The sequence below is a fragment of the Hungatella sp. L36 genome (genome assembly GCF_014288035.1).
The window spans coordinates 381,003-401,752 of the sequence record NZ_JACOPC010000003.1 but is presented as its reverse complement, the minus strand read 5'-3'; the positions used below and the strand labels follow the sequence as shown (position 1 = coordinate 401,752).

The 20,750-nt window shown below is 50.7% G+C and carries 18 protein-coding genes; 3 read left to right on the top strand and 15 right to left on the bottom strand.

The genetic code is table 11. The annotated features are described in order from the left end of the window. Positions 1-21: 21 nt before the first annotated feature. The 9 genes from H8S80_RS10680 to H8S80_RS10640 all read right to left on the bottom strand — a co-directional run bounded on the left by H8S80_RS10680 (position 22) and on the right by H8S80_RS10640 (position 8,655). Positions 22-1,572, bottom strand: coding sequence for a lectin like domain-containing protein (locus H8S80_RS10680; protein WP_117630768.1), 1,551 nt, complete (start codon positions 1,570-1,572; stop codon positions 22-24). Between the two features lie 4 nt (positions 1,573-1,576). Beyond that, the gene (locus H8S80_RS10675) at positions 1,577-2,734 is read right to left on the bottom strand and encodes a THUMP domain-containing class I SAM-dependent RNA methyltransferase (RefSeq protein WP_412300522.1); all 1,158 of its coding nucleotides are present in this window, start codon (positions 2,732-2,734) and stop codon (positions 1,577-1,579) included. Position 2,735: 1 nt separating this feature from the next. Then, positions 2,736-3,284, bottom strand: a complete 549-nt coding sequence (gene yfcE / locus H8S80_RS10670; RefSeq protein WP_002604606.1) for a phosphodiesterase — start codon at positions 3,282-3,284, stop codon at positions 2,736-2,738. A gap of 67 nt (positions 3,285-3,351) precedes the next feature. Further along, positions 3,352-3,660, bottom strand: a complete 309-nt coding sequence (locus tag H8S80_RS10665) for a rhodanese-like domain-containing protein (RefSeq protein WP_002604607.1) — start codon at positions 3,658-3,660, stop codon at positions 3,352-3,354. 192 nt (positions 3,661-3,852) lie between these two features. Then, complete coding sequence (locus tag H8S80_RS10660; protein WP_002604608.1) at positions 3,853-4,068, bottom strand: hypothetical protein; 216 nt, start codon at positions 4,066-4,068, stop codon at positions 3,853-3,855. 309 nt (positions 4,069-4,377) lie between these two features. Beyond that, a complete protein-coding gene (locus H8S80_RS10655) occupies positions 4,378-5,103 on the bottom strand; it encodes a C40 family peptidase (protein ID WP_002604609.1) in 726 nt (241 codons plus the stop codon). Positions 5,104-5,239: 136 nt separating this feature from the next. Next, positions 5,240-5,935, bottom strand: coding sequence for a C40 family peptidase (locus H8S80_RS10650; protein WP_002604610.1), 696 nt, complete (start codon positions 5,933-5,935; stop codon positions 5,240-5,242). A 208-nt stretch (positions 5,936-6,143) separates the two neighbouring features. Continuing rightward, positions 6,144-6,617: a DUF1700 domain-containing protein gene (locus tag H8S80_RS10645; protein WP_002604611.1), complete on the bottom strand. Its 474-nt coding sequence runs from the start codon at positions 6,615-6,617 to the stop codon at positions 6,144-6,146. A gap of 100 nt (positions 6,618-6,717) precedes the next feature. Beyond that, the gene (locus H8S80_RS10640; RefSeq protein ID WP_002604612.1) at positions 6,718-8,655 is read right to left on the bottom strand and encodes a fructose-1,6-bisphosphatase; all 1,938 of its coding nucleotides are present in this window, start codon (positions 8,653-8,655) and stop codon (positions 6,718-6,720) included. A gap of 343 nt (positions 8,656-8,998) precedes the next feature. Between H8S80_RS10640 and H8S80_RS10635 the strand changes: the two genes are divergently transcribed. Genes H8S80_RS10635 through H8S80_RS10625 form a run of 3 tightly spaced genes read left to right on the top strand, consistent with a single transcriptional unit; the run spans position 8,999 to position 11,983 of the window. Then, positions 8,999-9,805 (top strand): MBL fold metallo-hydrolase, encoded by an 807-nt coding sequence (locus tag H8S80_RS10635; RefSeq protein WP_117630767.1) that lies wholly within the window; start codon positions 8,999-9,001, stop codon positions 9,803-9,805. A gap of 53 nt (positions 9,806-9,858) precedes the next feature. Then, positions 9,859-11,037, top strand: coding sequence for a M23 family metallopeptidase (locus tag H8S80_RS10630; protein ID WP_002604614.1), 1,179 nt, complete (start codon positions 9,859-9,861; stop codon positions 11,035-11,037). A gap of 49 nt (positions 11,038-11,086) precedes the next feature. Continuing rightward, a complete protein-coding gene (locus H8S80_RS10625) occupies positions 11,087-11,983 on the top strand; it encodes a helix-turn-helix domain-containing protein (protein ID WP_117630766.1) in 897 nt (298 codons plus the stop codon). Positions 11,984-12,016: 33 nt separating this feature from the next. Here the strand turns inward: H8S80_RS10625 and H8S80_RS10620 are convergent, their stop codons facing one another. The 6 genes from H8S80_RS10620 to ilvD all read right to left on the bottom strand — a co-directional run bounded on the left by H8S80_RS10620 (position 12,017) and on the right by ilvD (position 20,729). Next, complete coding sequence (locus H8S80_RS10620; protein ID WP_117630765.1) at positions 12,017-13,204, bottom strand: iron-containing alcohol dehydrogenase; 1,188 nt, start codon at positions 13,202-13,204, stop codon at positions 12,017-12,019. A 435-nt stretch (positions 13,205-13,639) separates the two neighbouring features. Then, positions 13,640-14,887, bottom strand: coding sequence for a DUF1015 domain-containing protein (locus H8S80_RS10615; protein WP_117630764.1), 1,248 nt, complete (start codon positions 14,885-14,887; stop codon positions 13,640-13,642). Positions 14,888-15,029: 142 nt separating this feature from the next. After that, a complete protein-coding gene (locus tag H8S80_RS10610; RefSeq protein ID WP_002604618.1) occupies positions 15,030-16,193 on the bottom strand; it encodes a phosphoglycerate dehydrogenase in 1,164 nt (387 codons plus the stop codon). Between the two features lie 19 nt (positions 16,194-16,212). After that, the gene (gene serC, locus H8S80_RS10605) at positions 16,213-17,298 is read right to left on the bottom strand and encodes a 3-phosphoserine/phosphohydroxythreonine transaminase (protein ID WP_002604619.1); all 1,086 of its coding nucleotides are present in this window, start codon (positions 17,296-17,298) and stop codon (positions 16,213-16,215) included. Positions 17,299-17,325: 27 nt separating this feature from the next. After that, positions 17,326-19,005: a biosynthetic-type acetolactate synthase large subunit gene (gene ilvB / locus H8S80_RS10600; RefSeq protein WP_029467333.1), complete on the bottom strand. Its 1,680-nt coding sequence runs from the start codon at positions 19,003-19,005 to the stop codon at positions 17,326-17,328. Positions 19,006-19,058: 53 nt separating this feature from the next. Further along, positions 19,059-20,729, bottom strand: a complete 1,671-nt coding sequence (ilvD, locus tag H8S80_RS10595; protein ID WP_002604621.1) for a dihydroxy-acid dehydratase — start codon at positions 20,727-20,729, stop codon at positions 19,059-19,061. Positions 20,730-20,750: the final 21 nt, after the last annotated feature.

Below are 20,750 nucleotides of genomic sequence, written 5' to 3'. Positions count from 1 at the left end.
ATTCTCCTTCATAAAACGGATTCACTTCCTGTCCGTGGTATAGGCCTTCAGGCAGAGATTGCATTTCTGCTCCTCCTCGACCCTGGTAAAATTCACCCCATCGGGACTAATGTACCCCTCACCGTCACTGATGTCCACGATCGTCTTTCCATCCCCTGCATCGTATTCGATTGCGGCCGGATGGACGCTGTCCGGAGTCGTTAGCTTCACCAGCACGGCAAACCGCTCCCCCGGTTCAAGATCCAGCCCAGCCCTTGTATCTGCTTTCAGAGGGATCGTATAGAATCCGGCATAGTCGAGACTTCCTGACGCCGCCAGCTCCCGGTTTTTGAAACCGTCTCCGGCCTTTATGGACTCCTCGTCCCCGATATTTTTCACAACATAGACTTCATAGGAAGAATGTCTGTCTGTGGCATAGAATCCAGCCGCCTCCAGAGTCTCCTTCCCCTGCGCCTCATAGACATTGGAGAACCATACCGTATCGGAACCATATCCCAGCTGCCCCACCCAGCCCCTTAAATCTGTCTGGTAGTTATGGTCGTAATGATCCGGATCTTCCACATCCGTGTAGATAATATTATTCAGCCCGATATTGGAGTCGTAATACGACACATAAAAATATCCGTCATCGCCAAAGCCGTCTCCCCAGCTGTTCATGCAGATAAACGCTCCATCGCCATTGACTTCCGTGTTAAAATTCTCCCGCGGATACTCGTCATCCCATCCGATGATCACGGAATCATGGTTCGGCGGCTGGGACCCAATATAGCAGTAGGCGTATTTTTCCTCATTATAATGAACGGACTGGCTTTCCTCGTCCGTCATGGAAGTGTATAGGGAGCTTTGTACGCCTCCGTACTGCAGAATGGCCCGCTTAATCTTTTCATAATCTTTTCCCGGCACCAGTTCGACTCCCTGGACATGTTTGACCGCCTTTAAGCCCGCGGGAGAGACACCGTCTCCATAGGGATCATCCGCCTCCAGGACCGGCCCCTTCCAGGACAGGAGATACGCCATGGACATCGTATACTCCCCTCCGTCGCTCTGCGGAATGCAGAAACCATTATTCAGGGACATATGATCCTCTGAAAAGTCGTATACCTCATTGGGAAGCAGACGCGCTTCCAGCGCCATCAGAGAGGCAAAGGCCCAGCAGGTTCCCAGAGAGCCCTGGTTCTTTATCGAAGGCGCCCGGCCTGTTGTACGGCCGTCATAGGCCACAGGAAGCACCTCCGGCACCGGATTCGCGGCATTCCCCGTCCCATCAGTTCCGGCGTCTCTCCCCGTCTCCGACTTCAGCGGTCTGTTAAATTCTCTGCCGCCCATCTCCGCATTTCCATTGCCCTGGGCCACATCGTTTTGAGCCGCATTGTCCTGATCTGCATCCCCCTGATCTGCCTCCCCCTGATCTGTACTGTCCTTACCGGCATCTCTGCCGTTATCCCCGGTGCCCGTAAATGCCCATTCCGGTACTCGGAAGCCGCCTGTCGGCCACCGGCCGTTAATCCAGAGTACAGCGGTTCCGGTGAGCACCAGAATTGCCGCCGTTCCCAGCCATTTTCCTGCTTTCAACTAATCAATCTCCTGTTTTCCGCTTCGGAGGTTTCGGTCCCATAAACTGGTAGAAATACGTCTTCATCATACCATTGTAGATCTTCCGGTTCTTGTCCGCTTTTCGCCCGACGTACCGTTCCGCATCCTCATAAGCGGTTATCATATAGAGGGACCAGGAATCCAGCGCGCGGTACCGTTCACCGATCTCCTTATACAGCGCCGGCAGATTCTCCTTCTCCTCAATTCTCTCTCCATAAGGCGGATTCGTAATAATAAATCCATACTTCTTCGGATGGCTGAGCGCACTTAATGGCCTCTGCTGGAAATGAATCATATGATCCACACCGGCAGACTCCGCATTGGCTCTCGCCGCCTTCACAATATCGCCGTCGATATCGTACCCCTGGATATCGACCTCCACCTCTGTCTCCAGCAGATCCGAGGCCTCATCCATGGCCTCATACCAGAACTTCCGCGGTATGATGTTCTTCCAGTCTTCCGCCAGGAAGGACCGGTTCATGCCGGGCGCCATATTGGCCGCTATCATGGCTGCTTCAATCGGAAATGTACCGCTTCCGCAGAAGGGATCCACCAGAATCCGCTCCCGGTTCCACGGTGTCATCATGATCAGAGCCGCGGCCAGGGTCTCCGTGATAGGCGCCTTGCTGGTAAGGGTACGGTAGCCTCTTTTATGGAGCGAATCTCCTGAAGTATCGATCCCTACCGTCACCTCATCTTTATACAAAAATACACGGAGCGGATAGCTGCTTCCGCTCTCCGGAAACCATTCCAGGCCATACGCCTTCTTCAGCCGTTCCACCATGGCTTTCTTCATGATCGACTGGATATCGGAAGGGCTGAACAGCTTGCTCTTGATAGAGGACGCCTTCGCAACCCAGAACTTTCCGTCCTGAGGAATATATTCCTCCCACGGAATACTCCGCGTATTCTGAAATAACTCTTCAAATGATTCCGCATGAAAGCTTCCCACTTTCAACAGGACACGCTCTGCCGTGCGCAGAAATATATTCGCGCGGCAGATGGTCTCTTCATCTCCGATAAATGTCACACGGCCGTCTTCCACCAGTGTGATATCATAGCCCAGATCCGTAATTTCTCTTTTTAAAACAGCCTCCATGCCAAAGTGACACGGTGCAATGAGTTCAAATGTTTTTTTCACTTTATTCTCCCAGGTTCTTTTCTTTAATCACGCGGCCCTCGAAATCCAGGATCCGAAAGACCCCATCCTCCAAAATCGCGTATGTCGGCGGATTGCCTTCCTTCGGTATGGATACGGAGCCGGGATTTAAGATGGTAATATCCCCGCACTGATCCGCCCGGAGCACATGGGTGTGCCCATGAAGCAGCACATCCCCCTTCTGCATGGGTGGAAGGTGATTCTCATGATAAACGTGGCCATGTGTGGCATAGATGGTAATTCCATCCATCGCCAGCAGTGCATAGTCCGCCATCACAGGAAATTCCAGCACCATCTGGTCCACCTCCGTGTCACAGTTTCCCCTGACACAGTAGATTCTGTCTTTACAGCCGTTTAACATGGCCAGCACCTCTTTGGGAGCATATTCCTTCGGCAGATCATTTCTCGGTCCGTGATAAAGAATATCTCCCAGTAAAACAAGGCGATTCGCTCCGGATGCCTCAAACGCTTCCAGCAGCTTTCTGCAATAGAACGCGGAACCGTGGATATCGGACGCAATCATATATTTCATAAGTAAATTCTCCTTCTTGCATTAATAGGTATATTTTAAGTCTTACAGGGCGTATCTGTCAATAAATTTACCCTCGAACCAGATATTTTCCGCGGTAATAGGCGATTCCGTTGGCCACATTCAGCACAGAATACCCCATACGGGCCAGATAGCGGCAAACCATCATACTTTGTCCGCCTCTCGCACAGTAAAATACCAGCAGCTTATCCTTTGGAAGTTCGGAAACTCTCTGCTCCATTTCCTCATACGGAATATTGACAGCCCCATTTAAATGGGCTCTCTGATACGATGCGGCATTTCGCAGATCAATCAGCATCATATCGTACTCATTTTCTATATAATAATCGACTTCACCAATCGGTATTGTCTTGAACATACAATCACCTGTCCTTTCTATTACCATTATATTCACGACCCGTGAAAAGTTTATCTTTCTGATCATGGCTGCAGGAAAGGCGTCCTTACAATCAAAAAGCACAGGGAGATATGCTTTCGCATCGTTTCCCTGTGCTTTTCGACGAAATCATGAACTTATTGGCAAGTCCTTATTTTCGTGCCACCAGACAGATTAATAGTCAGACTTATTCTGGCTGTTATTCTGGTTGTTGTTGCGGCTGCTGTTCTGGCTGTTGTTCTGGCTGTTGTTGCGGCTGCTGTTCTGGTTGCTGTTCTGGCTGTTGTTCTGGCTGTTGTTCTTGTTGCTGTTCTTGCTGTTGTTCTGATTGCTGTTCTTGGAAGAATTGCTGCAATCGTTGTAGTTATCATTGTAGTTGTTATTAGACATCTTATGATACCTCCTGTCGGATTTTTTGTTACACGGTTAGTATGGCTGATTCCTCAAATATTATACGAAAAATTATGAAAAATAACTTTGCTTTTTTCATCTGCCTATATTATAATTAGAGTGAGGAATTAGATTTCCTCATCCTTATTAATTATTTATACTCCCCTCAGAAGAGTCCGGATAGCTCCCCTATCCGGGCTCTTCCTTTTTTTGACCATATTTTTGATCCCGGCGGATGCAAAAGACTCCCGGCAGCCAGTGCCGGGAGTCTTATATCCCTTATCGAAAATCCAGTTATCCGCTTGTCCATTATTCGCCAATGACATTGACAATCTTGACGGGAGTCCGGTAATTCCACTGAGAAATCTTGATTCCCGTTTTATAGGTGGAGGAGTGTACGATCTGTCCATTGCCGATATACATGGCTACGTGATTGATCGATCTTCCGTTCCCGTAAAAAATCAGATCGCCGGGCTTCATCTGGTCAGAACTCACAGCTACTCCCTGAGAGGCCTGTCCGCCTGAAGAACGGTTTAAAGAAATACCTGCCGCATGCTGCATGATGTATCTCGTAAATCCGGAACAATCCACTCCGGTATGAGGATCACTGCCGCCATAGGCGTAACGTCCGCCCACAAACTGCAGTGCGTAATTGACAACACTCTGTCTGAACTCCGCAGGAGCATCGTATGCTGCTTCCAGTGCGGCGATCGTCGCCTCGTCGGTCTGGGTAACTGTTGCATTCCCGTCGACCGGAAGATAACCGTATGTATCCTTAACCTTCACTTTCACGAATCCGTCACCCATGTCTTCCACGACCTGGAATGATGATCCCCTGGAAGCTGCCATCAATACTTCCTGGCCGCTCTCATCCGTGCTGATATTCACGGTCTCTGCTTCAACTGTTGCGATATAATTACCTGAACTGAGTCCTGGTCCGGAAACTTCATCCGCTTTGGCATCTGCCGGATTTGCAAGTACGATTGCTCCACAGAAAGCCAAAAGGCTTAATGTTTTCCATGTATTCTTTATCATTGGGACATTGCTCCTGTTTTTTACTTTTTCGTTCTAATTATTACGTAATTGTTAAATTCATTACGTTTATTATACATTTACCTTGCTTTTCAGTCAAGTATTATTTCATTCTGATAACATTCCATTATTTTCCATATCAGTTCAGCACTCTGACTACCTTGACAGGTGTACGGTACGTCGCGTTGGATACCTTGATTCCCGTCCGTTCCGTGGAGGCATGTACAATCTGTCCGTTGCCGATATACATGGCCACATGATTGATATAGCCCTTGCCGCCGTAGAAGATTAAATCGCCCGGTTTAATCTCGCTGTAGCTGACGCTGCGTCCCTCTCCCGACTGTGCTCTGGAGCTGTGGCTTAAGGAAACGCCTGCCGCGTGCTGCATGATATATCTTGTGAATCCGGAACAGTCGGCTCCGGTATTCGGGTCCGTCCCACCGTATACGTAACGGTTCCCTACAAACTGAAGCGCATAATTCACCACATCCTGACGCAGCTTCACGCTTTCATCCACTTTTTCCTTTGTCTTCTCGATCAGGGTCGCCCGATTGCTCGGTATGTACCCCTCGCCTTCCGCGGTGCTGATCTTTACCCAGCCGCCGTCTGCCGGTGCGGCAACTTCATAAGTCTGCCCCCGTAAGACTTTCGTAACTGCCTCTCCGCCCGCGTTCTTTGCCTTCCGTACCACGACGTCCGGCGCATCTATCTTCGCATACAGTGTTGTACTTGTTTCCACTTCGATCTCTGCCGCTTTTGCGGTAACCGGTGAATTCCAGGCCAGAACCGCATAGAGGCCGATGACCCCCAGCACTTTCCAAGTTTTGTTCCCCATGTTTTTCCAACTCCTGATTCTTACGTTTTTATTTCGTTTGTTTATCATTATGTAATATGTTACATAAATGTTACAAAAATTAGTATACTCTACTCATCGTCATATGTCAAGCAAAAATCAGGCAAAAACGGCAGTCATACCGAAAACACCGGTATAACTGCCGTTACACTTTTGTAATATTTATAATCTGTTTTTAATAATTTTCTTTTTACCGCCTGGGGCCCCGGATTAACCAGACCACCAGAAGAATCAGAAGAAGCGGTCCCATGAGAGGTATCAGAAGACTGAATAAACCGGTCACAATACTTGCGACGATGAAGAAGAACAGTACTGTCACAACCACAGCCAGAAGCTTCCAATACCACTTGTTCAAATCAACAAAGTGGAAATGGCGGCCCGGTCCGGCCTCTTCCTCATATACCGTCTGGCCCTCGTTCCGGTACGTATCATACGCAGACTGGTAGCTTCCGCCCTCTCTGGCGTTCTCCGTGGCCTCCATGATCGTCTTAGCGATCAGCCTCGGATCTCCGATCGCGCCGGTCACTTCGTCTTCCGTCTGGCCGCCCGCCGTCTCCGTTCTGATATAATCGTCGTAGTATCTTATATTTTCCTCAATCACATTTCCAGGCACTTCGCCGGTCAGCGTGTCCCGCAAACGCTGTAAAAACTCCTGTCTGCTCATTGAAGCCTCCTTCAGTAAAGTAACTGACCTTTCCTAGTATACCATTTCCCCCAGGCTACGTAAAGGAATCTTCTGTAAATTAATTATTAAAATTTCATAATTATTCTACTTTTTCCTTTAATATGCCTTCTCTGTAAGCGCCTACCAGTTCCTTCAGATCCGCAATGCGCCCCGCCAGCTCCACACCCTTGTCCGTGTCCGCCACCATGACCCGCTTATGCATATTCTCCACAATGGATACCCGGGGCGTGCTCTCTTTTTCCGGGTCAAAGGGCTTGTGCTCGGCCAGGGCCAGGTGGTTGGAATTATAAATCAGGGTATACCCGGCGATTCCGGTCCTGGACTGGTACGCCTTCGACAGGCCTCCGTCAATGATGAAAAGCTTCCCTCCCGCCTTTACAGGAGACTCTCCCTCCTTGATTTTAACGGGCACGTGGCCGTTGATAATATGGGAACCCGATTTCGGAAGCCCAAACTCCTCCAGGATCCGGTCACACGTCTCTTCCTTGACGCTGAGCCGGTAATACGGATTCATCGGTTCTTTATGAGTGGCCGGGTCCTCGATAAAATAGTGCTCGAAGGTCGTCATCTTGCCTTTACCGTAAACCGGTGACTTGGCCCCACACCACAGATACCACATAAAGTCCATGGCATCTTCCTTTTCCGGCGATTCCTCCGCCATGAAATACGCGTTCTGCACCTTCCGGTCCACGTAGTCCATCAGCGCCTGCCCCGAATAGGAAATGCCGTCCACCACGATCTCGTCGAAGCTTCCATCCTCCTTCATCGGGATACAGCCATGGTAAAGCAGATTGGAATTATAGCATTTGTAAAGACTTCCATGAGAATAAAGGAAACGGATATGCTTATGCAAAAGCTCATTGTGTTTAAATGACAGCTGAAGCGTATGAAGAAGGTCTTCCTCCTCTGCCGTTAATCGAAGCGGATCCTTAGGGTCCACCGTTGGAAATGACAGATCCAGCATCGGATATTCCTTTCCCTCCAGCACCACCACGCCCCGATCGAAATCGACAGCCTCCAGAAGTCTCCTGTCATCCATCTCATACTCCGGATGGCGCCCGATAATCTGCCCCTGCACCTTGAACTGAATGATGGCGATGGCCTTGTGCATCTTGGCCGCCAGCCCCGGATCCACCGCATCGTAGATATTTTCATCCAGAATCTGCGGAACAAAACGCTCGCACAGGTCATTGTGGTAAACCCTGGCCGCGAACATGGAAAGCGGACGGAGATTGATTCCGTAGCCGTCTTCCAGCACATCGAAGCTGTTGTAGCTGATCGCAATGCGCAGCACATTGCAGATGCAGGCCAGGTTGCCGGTTGCCGCTCCCATCCAGGAAATATCATGGTTTCCCCACTGGATATCCACATCATGGAACTGCATCAGCTCTTTCATAATAATATCCGCCCTGGGGCCTCTGTCAAAAATGTCACCGATAATATGCAGGCTGTCGATCGTCAGATTCTGAATCAGTTCACACAGCGCGATAATAAATTTATCTCCGACCCGGATGTCGATGATCGAACGGATAATCTCGCTGTAGTATACCCGTTTATTGTCGTCATTATAATCCACATGAAGAAGTTCATCGATCACATAGGCAAATTCCGGCGGCATTTTCTTTCTCACCTTGGAACGGGTGTATTTGGAAGAAACCACCTTGCAGATCTGTACCAGACGGTAAATGGCAACTCTCTGCCAGTCGTCCGTAGCCAGTCCCTTCAGCTGCATCTGGCTCACCACCCGCTCGGGATAGCAGATCATGTTAGCCAGTTCCACCTCTTCTTTTTCCGGAATAATATGGCCGAATGTCTCCGTGATCTTTTCCCGGATAATACCGGAAGCGCTGCGGAGCAGATGGATAAATGCCTCATACTCTCCGTGCAGGTCACTGAAAAAGTACTCGGTTCCCTTTGGAAGCCCCTGAATCGCCGTTAAGTTAATGATCTCGCTGGAGGCCGCCTTGATTGTCGGATACTCCCGCGACATCAGCTTCAAGTAAGCTAAGTCTCTCATAATCCTCTCTCCTCACCCATCATGCCGCTGCCTGAGTCACCGCAGACCGTCCCTCCTTTCCCTTTCCATACCGTGCAGCCGCATCTCTAATAAAGTAATAGTAACATAAAATATGGCCTTTTGAAAGCCCCATTCCCCGGCACAAACCGCGTAAATTCTACATATGGTCCTTCCAAACAGATAAGCCTGCAAATCCTGCCCCCGTGGGACTTGCAGGTTTTTTTAAGTTGTAGTAACATACTTACAGAGGGGCGTAAGACCCCCGAGCAGGAAATCTTGCCGCATACGGCATTCAATAAGCAGGACAGCCCAGATCCGGCTGTCTGTAATCAGGAGGCAGAAAGTGGAACAGTTATATGTATTCGGAACCGGTCACGCCGCTGTGACACGGTGTTATAATACGTGCTTTGCCATAGAAAAGGACGGGGAATTTTTCATGACGGACGCAGGCGGCGGCAACGGCATTCTGAGAGTTCTCCAGGACATGAATGTGGACATGACCCACATCCACCATATCTTCGTCACACACAGCCACACAGACCATATACTGGGAATCGTCTGGATGGTACGTTTCATCGGCACAAAGATTTTAAACGGCTCCTATGAGGGGCAGCTGCATTTATACAGCCACAAGGACTTACTGCCGGCCATCGAGACCCTGTGCCGCCTGACCCTTCAGGAGAAGCTGTGCCGCCTCATCGGGGACCGCATCGTGCTGATTCCTGTCTCTGACGGAGAACAGCGGCAGATACTGGGCATGGACGTCACCTTCTTCGACATCCACTCCACCAAGGCAAAACAGTTCGGTTTTACCGCCATACTCTCAGACGGGAGGAAGCTCACCTGCTGCGGGGATGAGCCATTGAATCCTCTCTGCGCCCCCTATGTGGAAAACAGCGCCTGGCTGCTTCATGAGGCCTTCTACCTGTATGAAGACAGGGACCGTTTTAAACCATACGAAAAGCACCACAGCACCGCCAGAGACGCGGCCGGAACAGCCAGAGACAGGAACGCGGAAAATATCGTGCTGTGGCACACCGAGGACACGGATCTGGAACATCGCAGGGAACGGTATACGGCAGAAGCGGCAGAGCTGTTCCATGGCGGGATCTTTGTTCCGCGTGACGGGGAGATCATCCCGCTTTCATAAAATTTCATATTCTCTCCACTTTCCGCATAGGATGAGATGGAGGAGATTTTCTTATGAAATCATGGAAAGAACGAATCGCAGAATCGCCTGAGACTCTGCACCACATTATTATTTACATAGAGGTCATCGTACTGACGCTCCTTTTGGTATCTCTTTTTCTGATCACCCCAGGCGGAAAATTCTCTTTTCCGGCGTCGAACCAGGACGGAAAAGCCACCTCCTCCGAGGCGAAGAAGTATATCAAGTGGGTAGACTTTAAGGTAACGGCCAAGGCCATGCAGGAGGCGTTCCGGTACGATGTCAACACCTGCCAGTCCAGCCCCCACCTAAACTGGGTGGATCTGCTCTCCTATTTAGGGACACGGTACGGCGGAGATTTTTCCAAATACTCCACCAAGGACTTAGATGCGCTGGCAGAACAGCTTTTATCCGGAAAAACGCTGGAGGAGCTGACGGCAAACATGAAGTATTACACCTACTACCGCCAGGCCTACGGCGCCGTTTTAGACGGTCTCGTCGGTCAGTACGACATCCAGATCGCCGCGGAAAATGCGCCCTTATTCGCCACTCCGGCGGTCAACTCCGACGGAACCACGGACCCGGACCGCGTGTGGGTCACAAAATATGGTTTAAAAGCCTTTTCTCCCATTGCCAAGGGATTTCCCTATCAGGATTACGACGACTTCGGCGTCTCCCGTTCCTACGGCTACAAGCGCCAGCATCTGGGCCACGATATGATGGGGCAGGTCGGTACTCCCGTGATCGCAGTGGAATCGGGATATGTGGAGGCCATCGGCTGGAACCAGTATGGCGGCTGGAGACTCGGTATCCGCAGCTTTGACGGAAAGCGGTACTACTATTACGCGCACTTACGGAAAAATTATCCCTACCATAAATCCCTCAAGCAGGGAAGCATCATCACAGCCGGCGATGTCATCGGCTATCTGGGAAGAACCGGTTACAGCCGGACAGAGAACACCAATAATATCGATGAGGCGCACCTGCATTTCGGCCTCCAGCTTATTTTTGATGAGTCTCAGAAAGAAGGAAACAACGAGATCTGGGTGGACTGCTACGAACTCACAAAGTTTCTGTCCATGAACCGCTCAGAGACGCTCAAGAATCAGGAAACCAAAGAGTACGACCGCATTTACGACATGAAGGATCCGGATATTCCGAACAACTTCGTGCCCCACGCCCCTTTGCCGGAGGAACAGCATATTCCCGATTAGCATAAAGAAAGGGGCTGCATTCACACATACAGAAAAAGGGGATCCAGTCATGAATCCAGTCAAAACCGGAGCATTGATCAGAGAACAGCGAATTGAAAATCATTTAACGGAACAGGAGCTGGCCGAAAAGGCCGGAATCTCTGTGGAATTACTGGAGTCGTACGAACAAGGTACGGCTCTTTTCCGTGCCTCCGTCTTAAAGAGGCTGACCGGGCCGCTGGGCCTGTCCCTGATGGAACTGATGTATGGAAAGAGGCTCACTGCCGTGCGCAGTTCCCATCTTCATACGATCCGCATGGACCTTATTCGGACCGCCTATGATTATAAAGAGTATTACTGGATTATCGACGGCAAGGCGATTGTCACTTATCTGGACGAGTGGGTTCGTGCAGGCAGCTGTCCCGATTTAGAGCCCTTCGGTTCTCTCACCGGACTCCTTCCGGCCTGGACCGGCGAACTGATATGGAAGGCGGACAACCGTTTCATCTGGGAAATGATCGACTCGCCGGAAACGCTCAATGTACCGATTCTGGTCTGTGAAGACGACTGCGATCTAAGCTGCATCGTCATCCTGGCCAGAATACGAAAAACAGAAAATCTCGTCTTCTGGGAAAAGCTGGGACGCCTGACTCATGAGAACGAAGACTTCAATCTGGAAAAACGTTCCGGAATCCTTTGCCTGGAGGCCTATACGGATGAAGACTGGGAACAGTACGGCGATAATATCGCCTGTGAGCCGTGTGACAGCGCAGAATACCGGCAGTGGATTTCCTCACACTGGGATGAGGAACTGATTCGAAGAAGACGCAACTATACGAAGCCCTACATGCAAAACGAGGCTCATATCCAATGGATCGCAGAACCTGGCTGGTGTTTTGAAAGGGCTGCATATGACCGCATGGTGGAGGCGTTCCGGGATGTATATAAGGCAGGCGGAAAGCGCTGATTTGCTGCGTTTACCGTCTGCCTTATTTCACCCCTAAAGTGCCATTCGATAGATATCCATCATCTCATGCTTCCCCAGCTCTCTGATTCCCGGAAGCACCCGTCTGCCAAAGTTCGTACACTTTTCAGCCATCTCGTCAAAGTCCTCTTCCTTCACGTCGGCTTCCAGTTCCGTCAGCCGAACCGGCATATTCAGGCTCTTAAAATAATCCTCCATCCGCTGAATGCCATCCAGCGCAGTCTTTAGCGGGTTCTCGAAATTCATCTCCACATCCCAGACACGGACAGCCAGCTGGGCGAACCGCATGGGATCGTCACCGCAGACGTATCTGGCCCAGGAACAGAAGAGCGCGGAAAGACCAGCGCCGTGAGCCACCTCCGGATATTTCCCCGACAGCTCATGTTCCAGCTGATGAACCGTCATCATGACCTCCCGTCCCAATCCGGTTAAATCATTATGGGAAAGACTTCCCGCCCACATCAGGGTCGCTCTCGCCTCATAATCTTCAGGGTTTAAGTCCACCGCGGTTCCTGCCTCTATGACGGCCTTCATAAGCCCCTCTGCGATACGGTCTGTCAGCGCCGTGTCCTTTGTAGTGCCGCCTAAATACCGTTCCAGCGTATGCATCAGAATATCCACAGTCCCGCATCCGGTCTGGAATCTGTTCACCGTAAAGGTCAACTCCGGATTGCAGACAGCAAAAAGCGGCCGATGGGTCGGACAGTTAAAGCCTCGTTTCAGACCATTCTCTTCATTGGTGATCACGCAGGACTGGCTCGTCTCGCTTCCCGAGGCGGACAGCGTCAGAATATTGCCATGCGGAAGTGCCTTCGGAGGAACGGCTTCCTTCTTAAAGTACTTCCATGGGTCAATCTCCGGATTCGGTGTCCCATCCGCAATACACTTTGCGGAGTCGATCACACTGCCGCCTCCTACCGCCAGGATAAAGTCCACGTTCTCCCGGCGGCAGATCTCCATGCCTTCCAGCGCCTTAGACAGCGTCGGATTCGGCTGCACTCCGCCAAAGAGTATGGATTCAATTCCTGCTTCTTCCAAAGATGCCGTCACCTGGTCCAAAAGGCCGCTTCTCTTCACGCTGCCGCCGCCATAGTGGATCATAACCTTTCGGAAACCGTACTCTCTGATGATCTCTCCTGCACGCTTCTGCGTGTCCCTGCCAAAAATCACTTTTGTGGGGACACAGTATTCAAAATTATTCATAGCTTTCCCTCCCTGTTCTATGCCAATCCCGTTTAGAGCTTTATTGTTTCAATTCACGCTCGATCCTTTCACAGAGTGCGGCTGCATCTTATAGATGCGCGGCTCGACTTCATGTCAGTGGGGGATACCGATTTCTCTCCGCCCGTCAGCGCCGGCAATAACATAAAATCAGCCAGTTCCAAATTTACATTGCAATCAAAAGAATACTATAAAATATCTCCAATCTCTGATCAGCTTATTGAAAGTATATTTACAGTATTTTTGATATTGATCGATGTTTCCATTTTACCATATACAGTTGTATTTTTCAATCGTCAAAATGTTTTATTTTTTGTGCAGGCGTAAACATTTTTACTGTATTTAAACGTACTAAATCAGCAATTAATCAAAAAAAGAGCAGGAAAGTTTTCACACTTTCTGCTCTTTCTGCTTACTCTACCTCCTGCGCAGCAGATGTATAAACAACCCGCTCCGCAGCTTCGGTTCAAACCACGTGGACTTTGGCGGCATCAACAGGCCCGCATCGGCCACATGGAACAGCTCTTCGATCGAGGTCGGATACATGGAAAACGCCACTGTCATATCCTCTCTGCACCTTTTTTCCAGCTCCGAAAGCCCCCGGATTCCGCCGATAAAATCAATTCTCTGATCGACTCTCGGATCACCGATTCCAAGAACCGGGCCCAGCAGGTGATCCTGGAGAACGGAAACGTCCAGCCCCTTCACCGGATCGCTGTCAAGTAAACGCTCTGCCGCTGTGAGACGGTACCATTTTCCACATAAATGCATTCCAAAGGTACCTTTTTCCACAGGCGCAAAGCCTTCTGTCCCCATAGAGTCCACTAAAAAGCCGGCTTCTTCCACACGGGTTAAGAATTCTTCCTCCGTCATGCCGTTTAAATCCTTCACCACGCGGTTGTAGGGCATGATCATCAGCTGGTCATCAGGGAATAAGACTGACAGGAAATAGTTAAACGGCTCCTTTCCCGTATAGTCCGGATTCTCTTCTCGCCGCTTCAAACCAACCTTAACCGCGGAAGCCGCGCGGTGATGGCCGTCCGCGATATACGTGGCCGGAATTTCCGCAAATGCCTCTTCCACCGTCTGGATGGAATCCGCATTGTCGATCTCCCACACACGGTGACGGATCCCGTCCTCTGCGGTAAAGTCATACAGAGGCTCTGTACCCGTCTTTAAATTCACCACTTTATTGATCATCGGGTTGGAACGGTATGCCAGGAAGATCGGGCCGGTCTGCGCGTCGGTAGTATCCACGTGCCGGATTCGGTCCAGTTCCTTCTCTTCACGGGTATTCTCGTGTTTTTTTACCACTCCATTCACGTAATCATCGATGGAGGAACACGCCACGATTCCCGTCTGCTTTCTTCCATCCATGGTAAGCTCGTAGATATAGTAGGCCGCCAGGGGATCCTGCACGAAAGTCCCGTCTGCGATCCAGCTCTCAAGCATCTCCTTTGCCTTATCGTAGACGCGGTCATCATACATGTCCATGTCGTCCGGGAACTGGGATTCCGGCCTGTCAATATTTAAAAATGATTTCGGATTGGCGGCGGTTACTTCCTTCGCCTCCTTCCGGTTATACACGTCATAAGGGAGTGCGGCCACACGGGCAGCATACCTTTTATCCGGTCTCACACACGGAAATGGTTTTACTACAGCCATTTTTTCTCCTTTTCTTCTATGAGTACTCCCGGAAACTCCGCCGCAAAGACAGGTACGAGAGCATTTTCGGAAGTACTCCAGCGTCCAAACGGGCCATGGATCCTTCCATGCCCCGTCTGAACTGCTGCATTTAATTGCTTCATTACTTAATTACACGTACCCGCAAAACGCCCTTAATTGCATTAAGCTTCTGAATCATCATTGCATCCGGTGTGGACTCCAGATCCAGTAAGGTGTACGCGTATTTATCACGGCTCTTGTTGGTCATATCGGAAATGTTGACATTTCCGGCCGCGAGAGTTCCGGTTACCTGGCCGATCATGTTCGGGATATTCAAATGCATAACCGCAACACGGCTTGCCATCTGGCACACGCCCATGTCACACGCCGGGAAATTAACGGAGTTGCGGATATTGCCGTTGTCTATGTAGTCCATGATCTCCTCGACAGCCATTCTTGCACAGTTGTCCTCTGACTCCTCTGTGGACGCTCCAAGATGCGGAATCACGATGGCGCCTTCCATATTGACAGACTTTGTGTTCGGGAAATCCGTCACGTAGCATTTTACCTTCTTGGCCTTTAACGCTTCCGCCATGTCATCCTCATTCACCAGCACGTCGCGGGCGAAGTTTAAGATCACCACGCCGTTCTTCATCTGGGCTATGGATTCACTCTTAATCATTCCTCTGGTGCTGTCTAACAGCGGCACATGGATGGTGATATAATCGCATTCGCGGTAAATTGTCTCCACGGAGGTAATATGCCTGACATTTCTGGAAAGCATCCACGCCGCATTGACCGAGATAAACGGGTCGTATCCGTAGACCTCCATACCGAGGGATGCAGCCGCGTTGGCCACCTCCGCGCCGATCGCTCCCAGTCCGATGACACCCAGTTTCTTTCCCTTGATCTCGCATCCGGCAAATGCCTTCTTGGCCTTTTCCACGGATTTAGCGATATTTTCGTCTTCTTTATTATCCTTTACCCAGTTGATACCGCCTACCACGTCACGGGAGGCCAGCATCAGTCCGGCAATTACCAGTTCCTTTACGCCGTTGGCATTGGCTCCCGGAGTATTAAACACTACGATTCCTTTGTCCGCACACGCATCCAGCGGAATATTATTGACTCCGGCACCTGCACGGGCTACGGCAAGCAGATCATCAGGAAGCTCCATCTCATGCATGGAAGCGCTTCTTACCAGCACGCCGGAGGCCTCTTTCATATTCTCGGTTAACTCATACTCTTCATTTAACAAAGCCGTTCCTTTGCTGGAAATGGCATTCAGGCAATATATCTTCTTCATATCCGCGTCTCTCCCTTTCCTATTTACCATTTCTGGCTTCAAAATCCTTCATAAAGGCAACCAGCGTTTCCACGCCTTCCATCGGCATAGCATTGTAGATGCTTGCACGCATGCCGCCTACGGATCTGTGACCCTTTAAGTTCTCGAGGCCCGCCGCCTTTGCTTCCTTTACAAACAGAGCGTCTAAATCGGCGTCTCCGGTTACGAACGGCACGTTCATTAAGGAGCGGTCTTTCTTCTCTACCGTGCCCCTAAACATCTTGCTGTTATCCAGGAAATCGTACAGAAGATTCGCCTTTTTCTCATTGTACTCCTTCATCGCTGCCAGGCCGCCGCGGTTCTTTAACCATTTGAAGACCTTGCCGCAGATGTAGATGCCGTATGCCGGCGGAGTATTGTATAAGGACGCCGCGTCCGCATGGGTCTTGTAGCGCAGCATGGTTGGTGTTCCGGGAAGGACGTCTTCCGTAATTAAATCCTCACGGATAATGGCGATCACCACACCCGCCGGGCCTACGTTCTTCTGGGCACCGCCGAAGAGCAGACCGTATTTTTCCACGTCAACAGGTTCTGATAAGAAACAGGAGGAGATATCAGCTACCAGTGTTTTTCCTTTTGTATTCGGCAGCGTTTTGTACTTTGTACCATAGATCGTGTTGTTTTCACAGATATAAACGTAATCCGCATCCTCTGATATCGGCAGATCGGAAACATCCGGAATATAACTGAAGGTCTTGTCGGCACTTGATGCAACGGCGTTCGCCTTTCCATAAAGCTGTGCCTCCTGATACGCCTTCTTCGCCCACTGTCCCGTGATGATGTAATCGCCGACACGGTTCTTCATTAAGTTCATCGGAACCATGGCAAACTGCTGGGAAGCGCCGCCCTGTAAGAACAGCACCCTGTAGTTGTCCGGAATGCCCATTAAATCCCTTAAATCGGCTTCCGCCTCATTGATAATGGTTTCGAACATCTTGGAACGGTGGCTCATCTCCATAACTGACATGCCGCAGCCCCTGTAATCCATCATCTCGTCGGCCGCTTCCTTTAAGACTTCTTCCGGCAGTACAGCCGGTCCTGCGGAAAAATTGTACACTCTGCTCATATCTCTTTCCTCCTCTTTGATAGGGTTCTAAATCTTCAGATCATTTTCGTCGAACGCATCCTGAATCGGCGCTCCCGGAGAAACCATCGGGAATACCTTATCATCACAATGGATCTGACAATCTATAACAACAGGAATGTTAAGCCCGATGGCTTCCTTAAGAACCGGCATGAACTCATCCTTGCTGGTTACCCGGTAGGCCTTCGCCCCCATTCCTTCTGCTACCTTAACAAAATCAACCGCATCATTTAATACTGTATGGGAATATCTCTTTCCATAGAACAAGGTCTGCCACTGACGTACCATTCCAAGCACATGATTGTTTAATACCACCTGGATAACCGGGATATTATAGCGCGTCGCAGTTGCGATCTCGTTCATGTTCATACGGAAGCAGCCGTCGCCGGCGATATTGATAACGACCTTGTCTTTGCATCCCATCTTGGCACCCAGCGCGGCACCCAGGCCGTAGCCCATGGTTCCAAGGCCCCCTGATGTGACAAAGGTTCTGGGATGTTTGTATTTGTAGAACTGGGCGGCCCACATCTGGTGCTGGCCTACCTCGGTCGTGATGACCGCATCGCCCTGAGTCAGTTCGTAGATCTGTTCCACCACATAAGGACCGGTTAAAAGGTTCTTGTCGTAGCGGAGCGGATACATATCCTTCATACGGTCGATATGAGCCAGCCACTCATCATGGTTGACCGGATCGAGCCGTGCGTTTAACTTCTTGAGAATCGTTTTGACATCTCCGATCACGCTGGCGTACGTCTTCACATTCTTGTCGATCTCAGCCGGATCCACGTCAAACTGGAGAATCTTCGCATTCGGCGCAAATTTGGCCGCATTGCCCGTCACACGGTCGCTGAAACGCGCTCCCACTACGATCAGCAAGTCGCATTCCGTGATTCCGAAATTGGAGGTCTTTGTCCCGTGCATCCCTACCATACCGGTATAGAGCTCGTCGGTTCCGTCAAACGCACCTTTTCCCATGAGGCTGTCTGCCACCGGGGCCTGAATCTTATGGGCGAAGGACTTAAGCTCATCCGCCGCGTCCGCAATCACTGCGCCGCCGCCGGCAAAGATGAACGGCTTTTTCGCATTGCGGATTAAGTACAGCGCCTTTTCCATGTCTTCCTCAGTGATTGTCGAATTCTGGCGCACGATCGGCTCCGGAGCCTTGTATTCGTAATCACAGGAATTGGCTGTGACGTCCTTGGTGATATCGATTAACACAGGGCCAGGTCTTCCGGTCTGTGCAATCGTGAAGGCACGCCTTATGGTATCTGCCAGCTTCGTTATATCCTTGACAATAAAATTATATTTCGTAATCGGCATGGTAATGCCCGCAATATCGATTTCCTGGAAACTGTCACGGCCGAGAAGGCTGACAGCCACGTTGCAGGTGATCGCCACAACCGGGATGGAATCCATACACGCGGTTGCAATTCCCGTTACCAGGTTGGTAGCGCCAGGTCCTGATGTCGCCATGCAGACGCCCACTTTGCCGGTAGCTCTCGCATAGCCGTCAGCTGCGTGAGCCGCGCCCTGCTCGTGAGAGGTCAGGATATGGGTAATTTCATCCTGGTGTTTATAAAGTGCATCGTAAATATTGAGAATCGTTCCTCCCGGATATCCGAATACCGTGTCTACACCCTGTTCTTTCAGGCACTCAATTACGATTTCTGCTCCTGTCAATTTATTCATACGCCTTACTCCCTTTCTCTTATTGAGCGCTCTCGAAAACTTTGAGAATGCCCTTATTTCCCCGGTACCTCCAGGATAGCCCCCTTGCTTGCCGGTGCTGCCATAGCCGCATAACGCGCTAAGTATCCTGTCGTTACTTCCGGAACTCTTGGCTGCCATTTCGCCTTTCTCGCCGCCATCTCCTCATCGGAAACCTTCACGTCGAGACGGTTGTTGTTGATATCAATGAGAATTATATCCCCTTCCTCGACAAGTGCGATCGGACCGCCTGTCGCAGCTTCCGGACACACATGGCCGATGGATGCGCCTCTCGACGCGCCGGAGAAACGGCCGTCTGTGATCAGCGCCACTTCCGAGCCAAGTCCCATACCTGCGATGACCGAGGTCGGGTTAAGCATCTCTCTCATGCCAGGACCGCCTTTCGGTCCCTCATAACGGATCACGACCACGTCGCCCGCCACGATCTTTCCGCCTTTGATCGCAGCCACCGCGTCTTCTTCACAGTCAAAGACTCTCGCCGGCCCTTCGTGCTTTAGCATCTCAGGAGCCACTGCGGATCGCTTCACCACTGCGGAATCAGGGGCTAAATTGCCCTTTAAGATGGCGATGCCGCCGGTCTTGCTGTATGGATTTTCTACCGGACGGATCACCTCCGGATTTAAGTTGACACTGTTTTTAATGTTCTCGCCGACTGTCCTGCCGGTTACGGTCATGCAGTCCAGGTTTAAGAGTCCCAGCTTGCTGATCTCCTTCATAACGGCGTAAATACCGCCTGCCTCATTCAAATCTTCTATGTAAGTAGGCCCCGCCGGTGCTAAGTGGCACAGGTTCGGAGTCTTTGCGCTCAGTTCATTGGCAATATCTACATTCAATTCCACTCCGGCCTCGTATGCGATCGCCGGCAGATGAAGCATACTGTTGGTGCTGCAGCCAAGCGCCATATCCATGGTGAGAGCGTTCCGGAAGGCCGCCTCTGTCATAATGTCGCTCGGTTTAATATTTCTGCGGTACATCTCCATGACCTGCATGCCCGCGTGTTTTGCCAGCTTCAGTCGGTCGGAGTAAACCGCCGGAATCGTTCCGTTGCCCTGTAAGCCCATGCCCAGGACCTCGGTTAAGCAGTTCATGCTGTTGGCCGTATACATACCGGAACAGGAGCCGCAGGTCGGACATGCCTTGCACTCATACTCCCTGACTTCTTCTTCCGTCATGGTGCCGGCCGTATAGGCGCCTACCGCCTCGAACATGCTGGAAAGGCTGGTCTTGTGGCCCTGCACATGGCCCGCTAACATTGGTCCGCCGCTGACGAACACTGTGGGTACATTAATGCGCGCCGCTGCCATTAAAAGTCCGGGTACATTCTTGTCACAGTTGGGAACCATGACGAGAGCGTCAAATGCATGTGCCTTCGCCAGACATTCTGTGGAATCTGCGATCAAATCTCTCGTAACCAGGGAATACTTCATGCCGATGTGGCCCATGGCGATTCCGTCACAGACGGCAATAGCCGGAACCATGACCGGAGTACCGCCTGCCATGGCGACTCCCATCTTAACCGCCTGCACGATCTTATCCAGATTCATGTGGCCTGGTACGATCTCATTATAGGAACTGACGATACCGACGAGCGGACGCTCCATCTCTTCTTCCGTCATTCCGAGGGCATGGAACAGGGAACGATGCGGTGCCTGCTGCATGCCTTTTTTTACTGAATCACTCTTCATAATCTGTCACTCCTTTTCTTT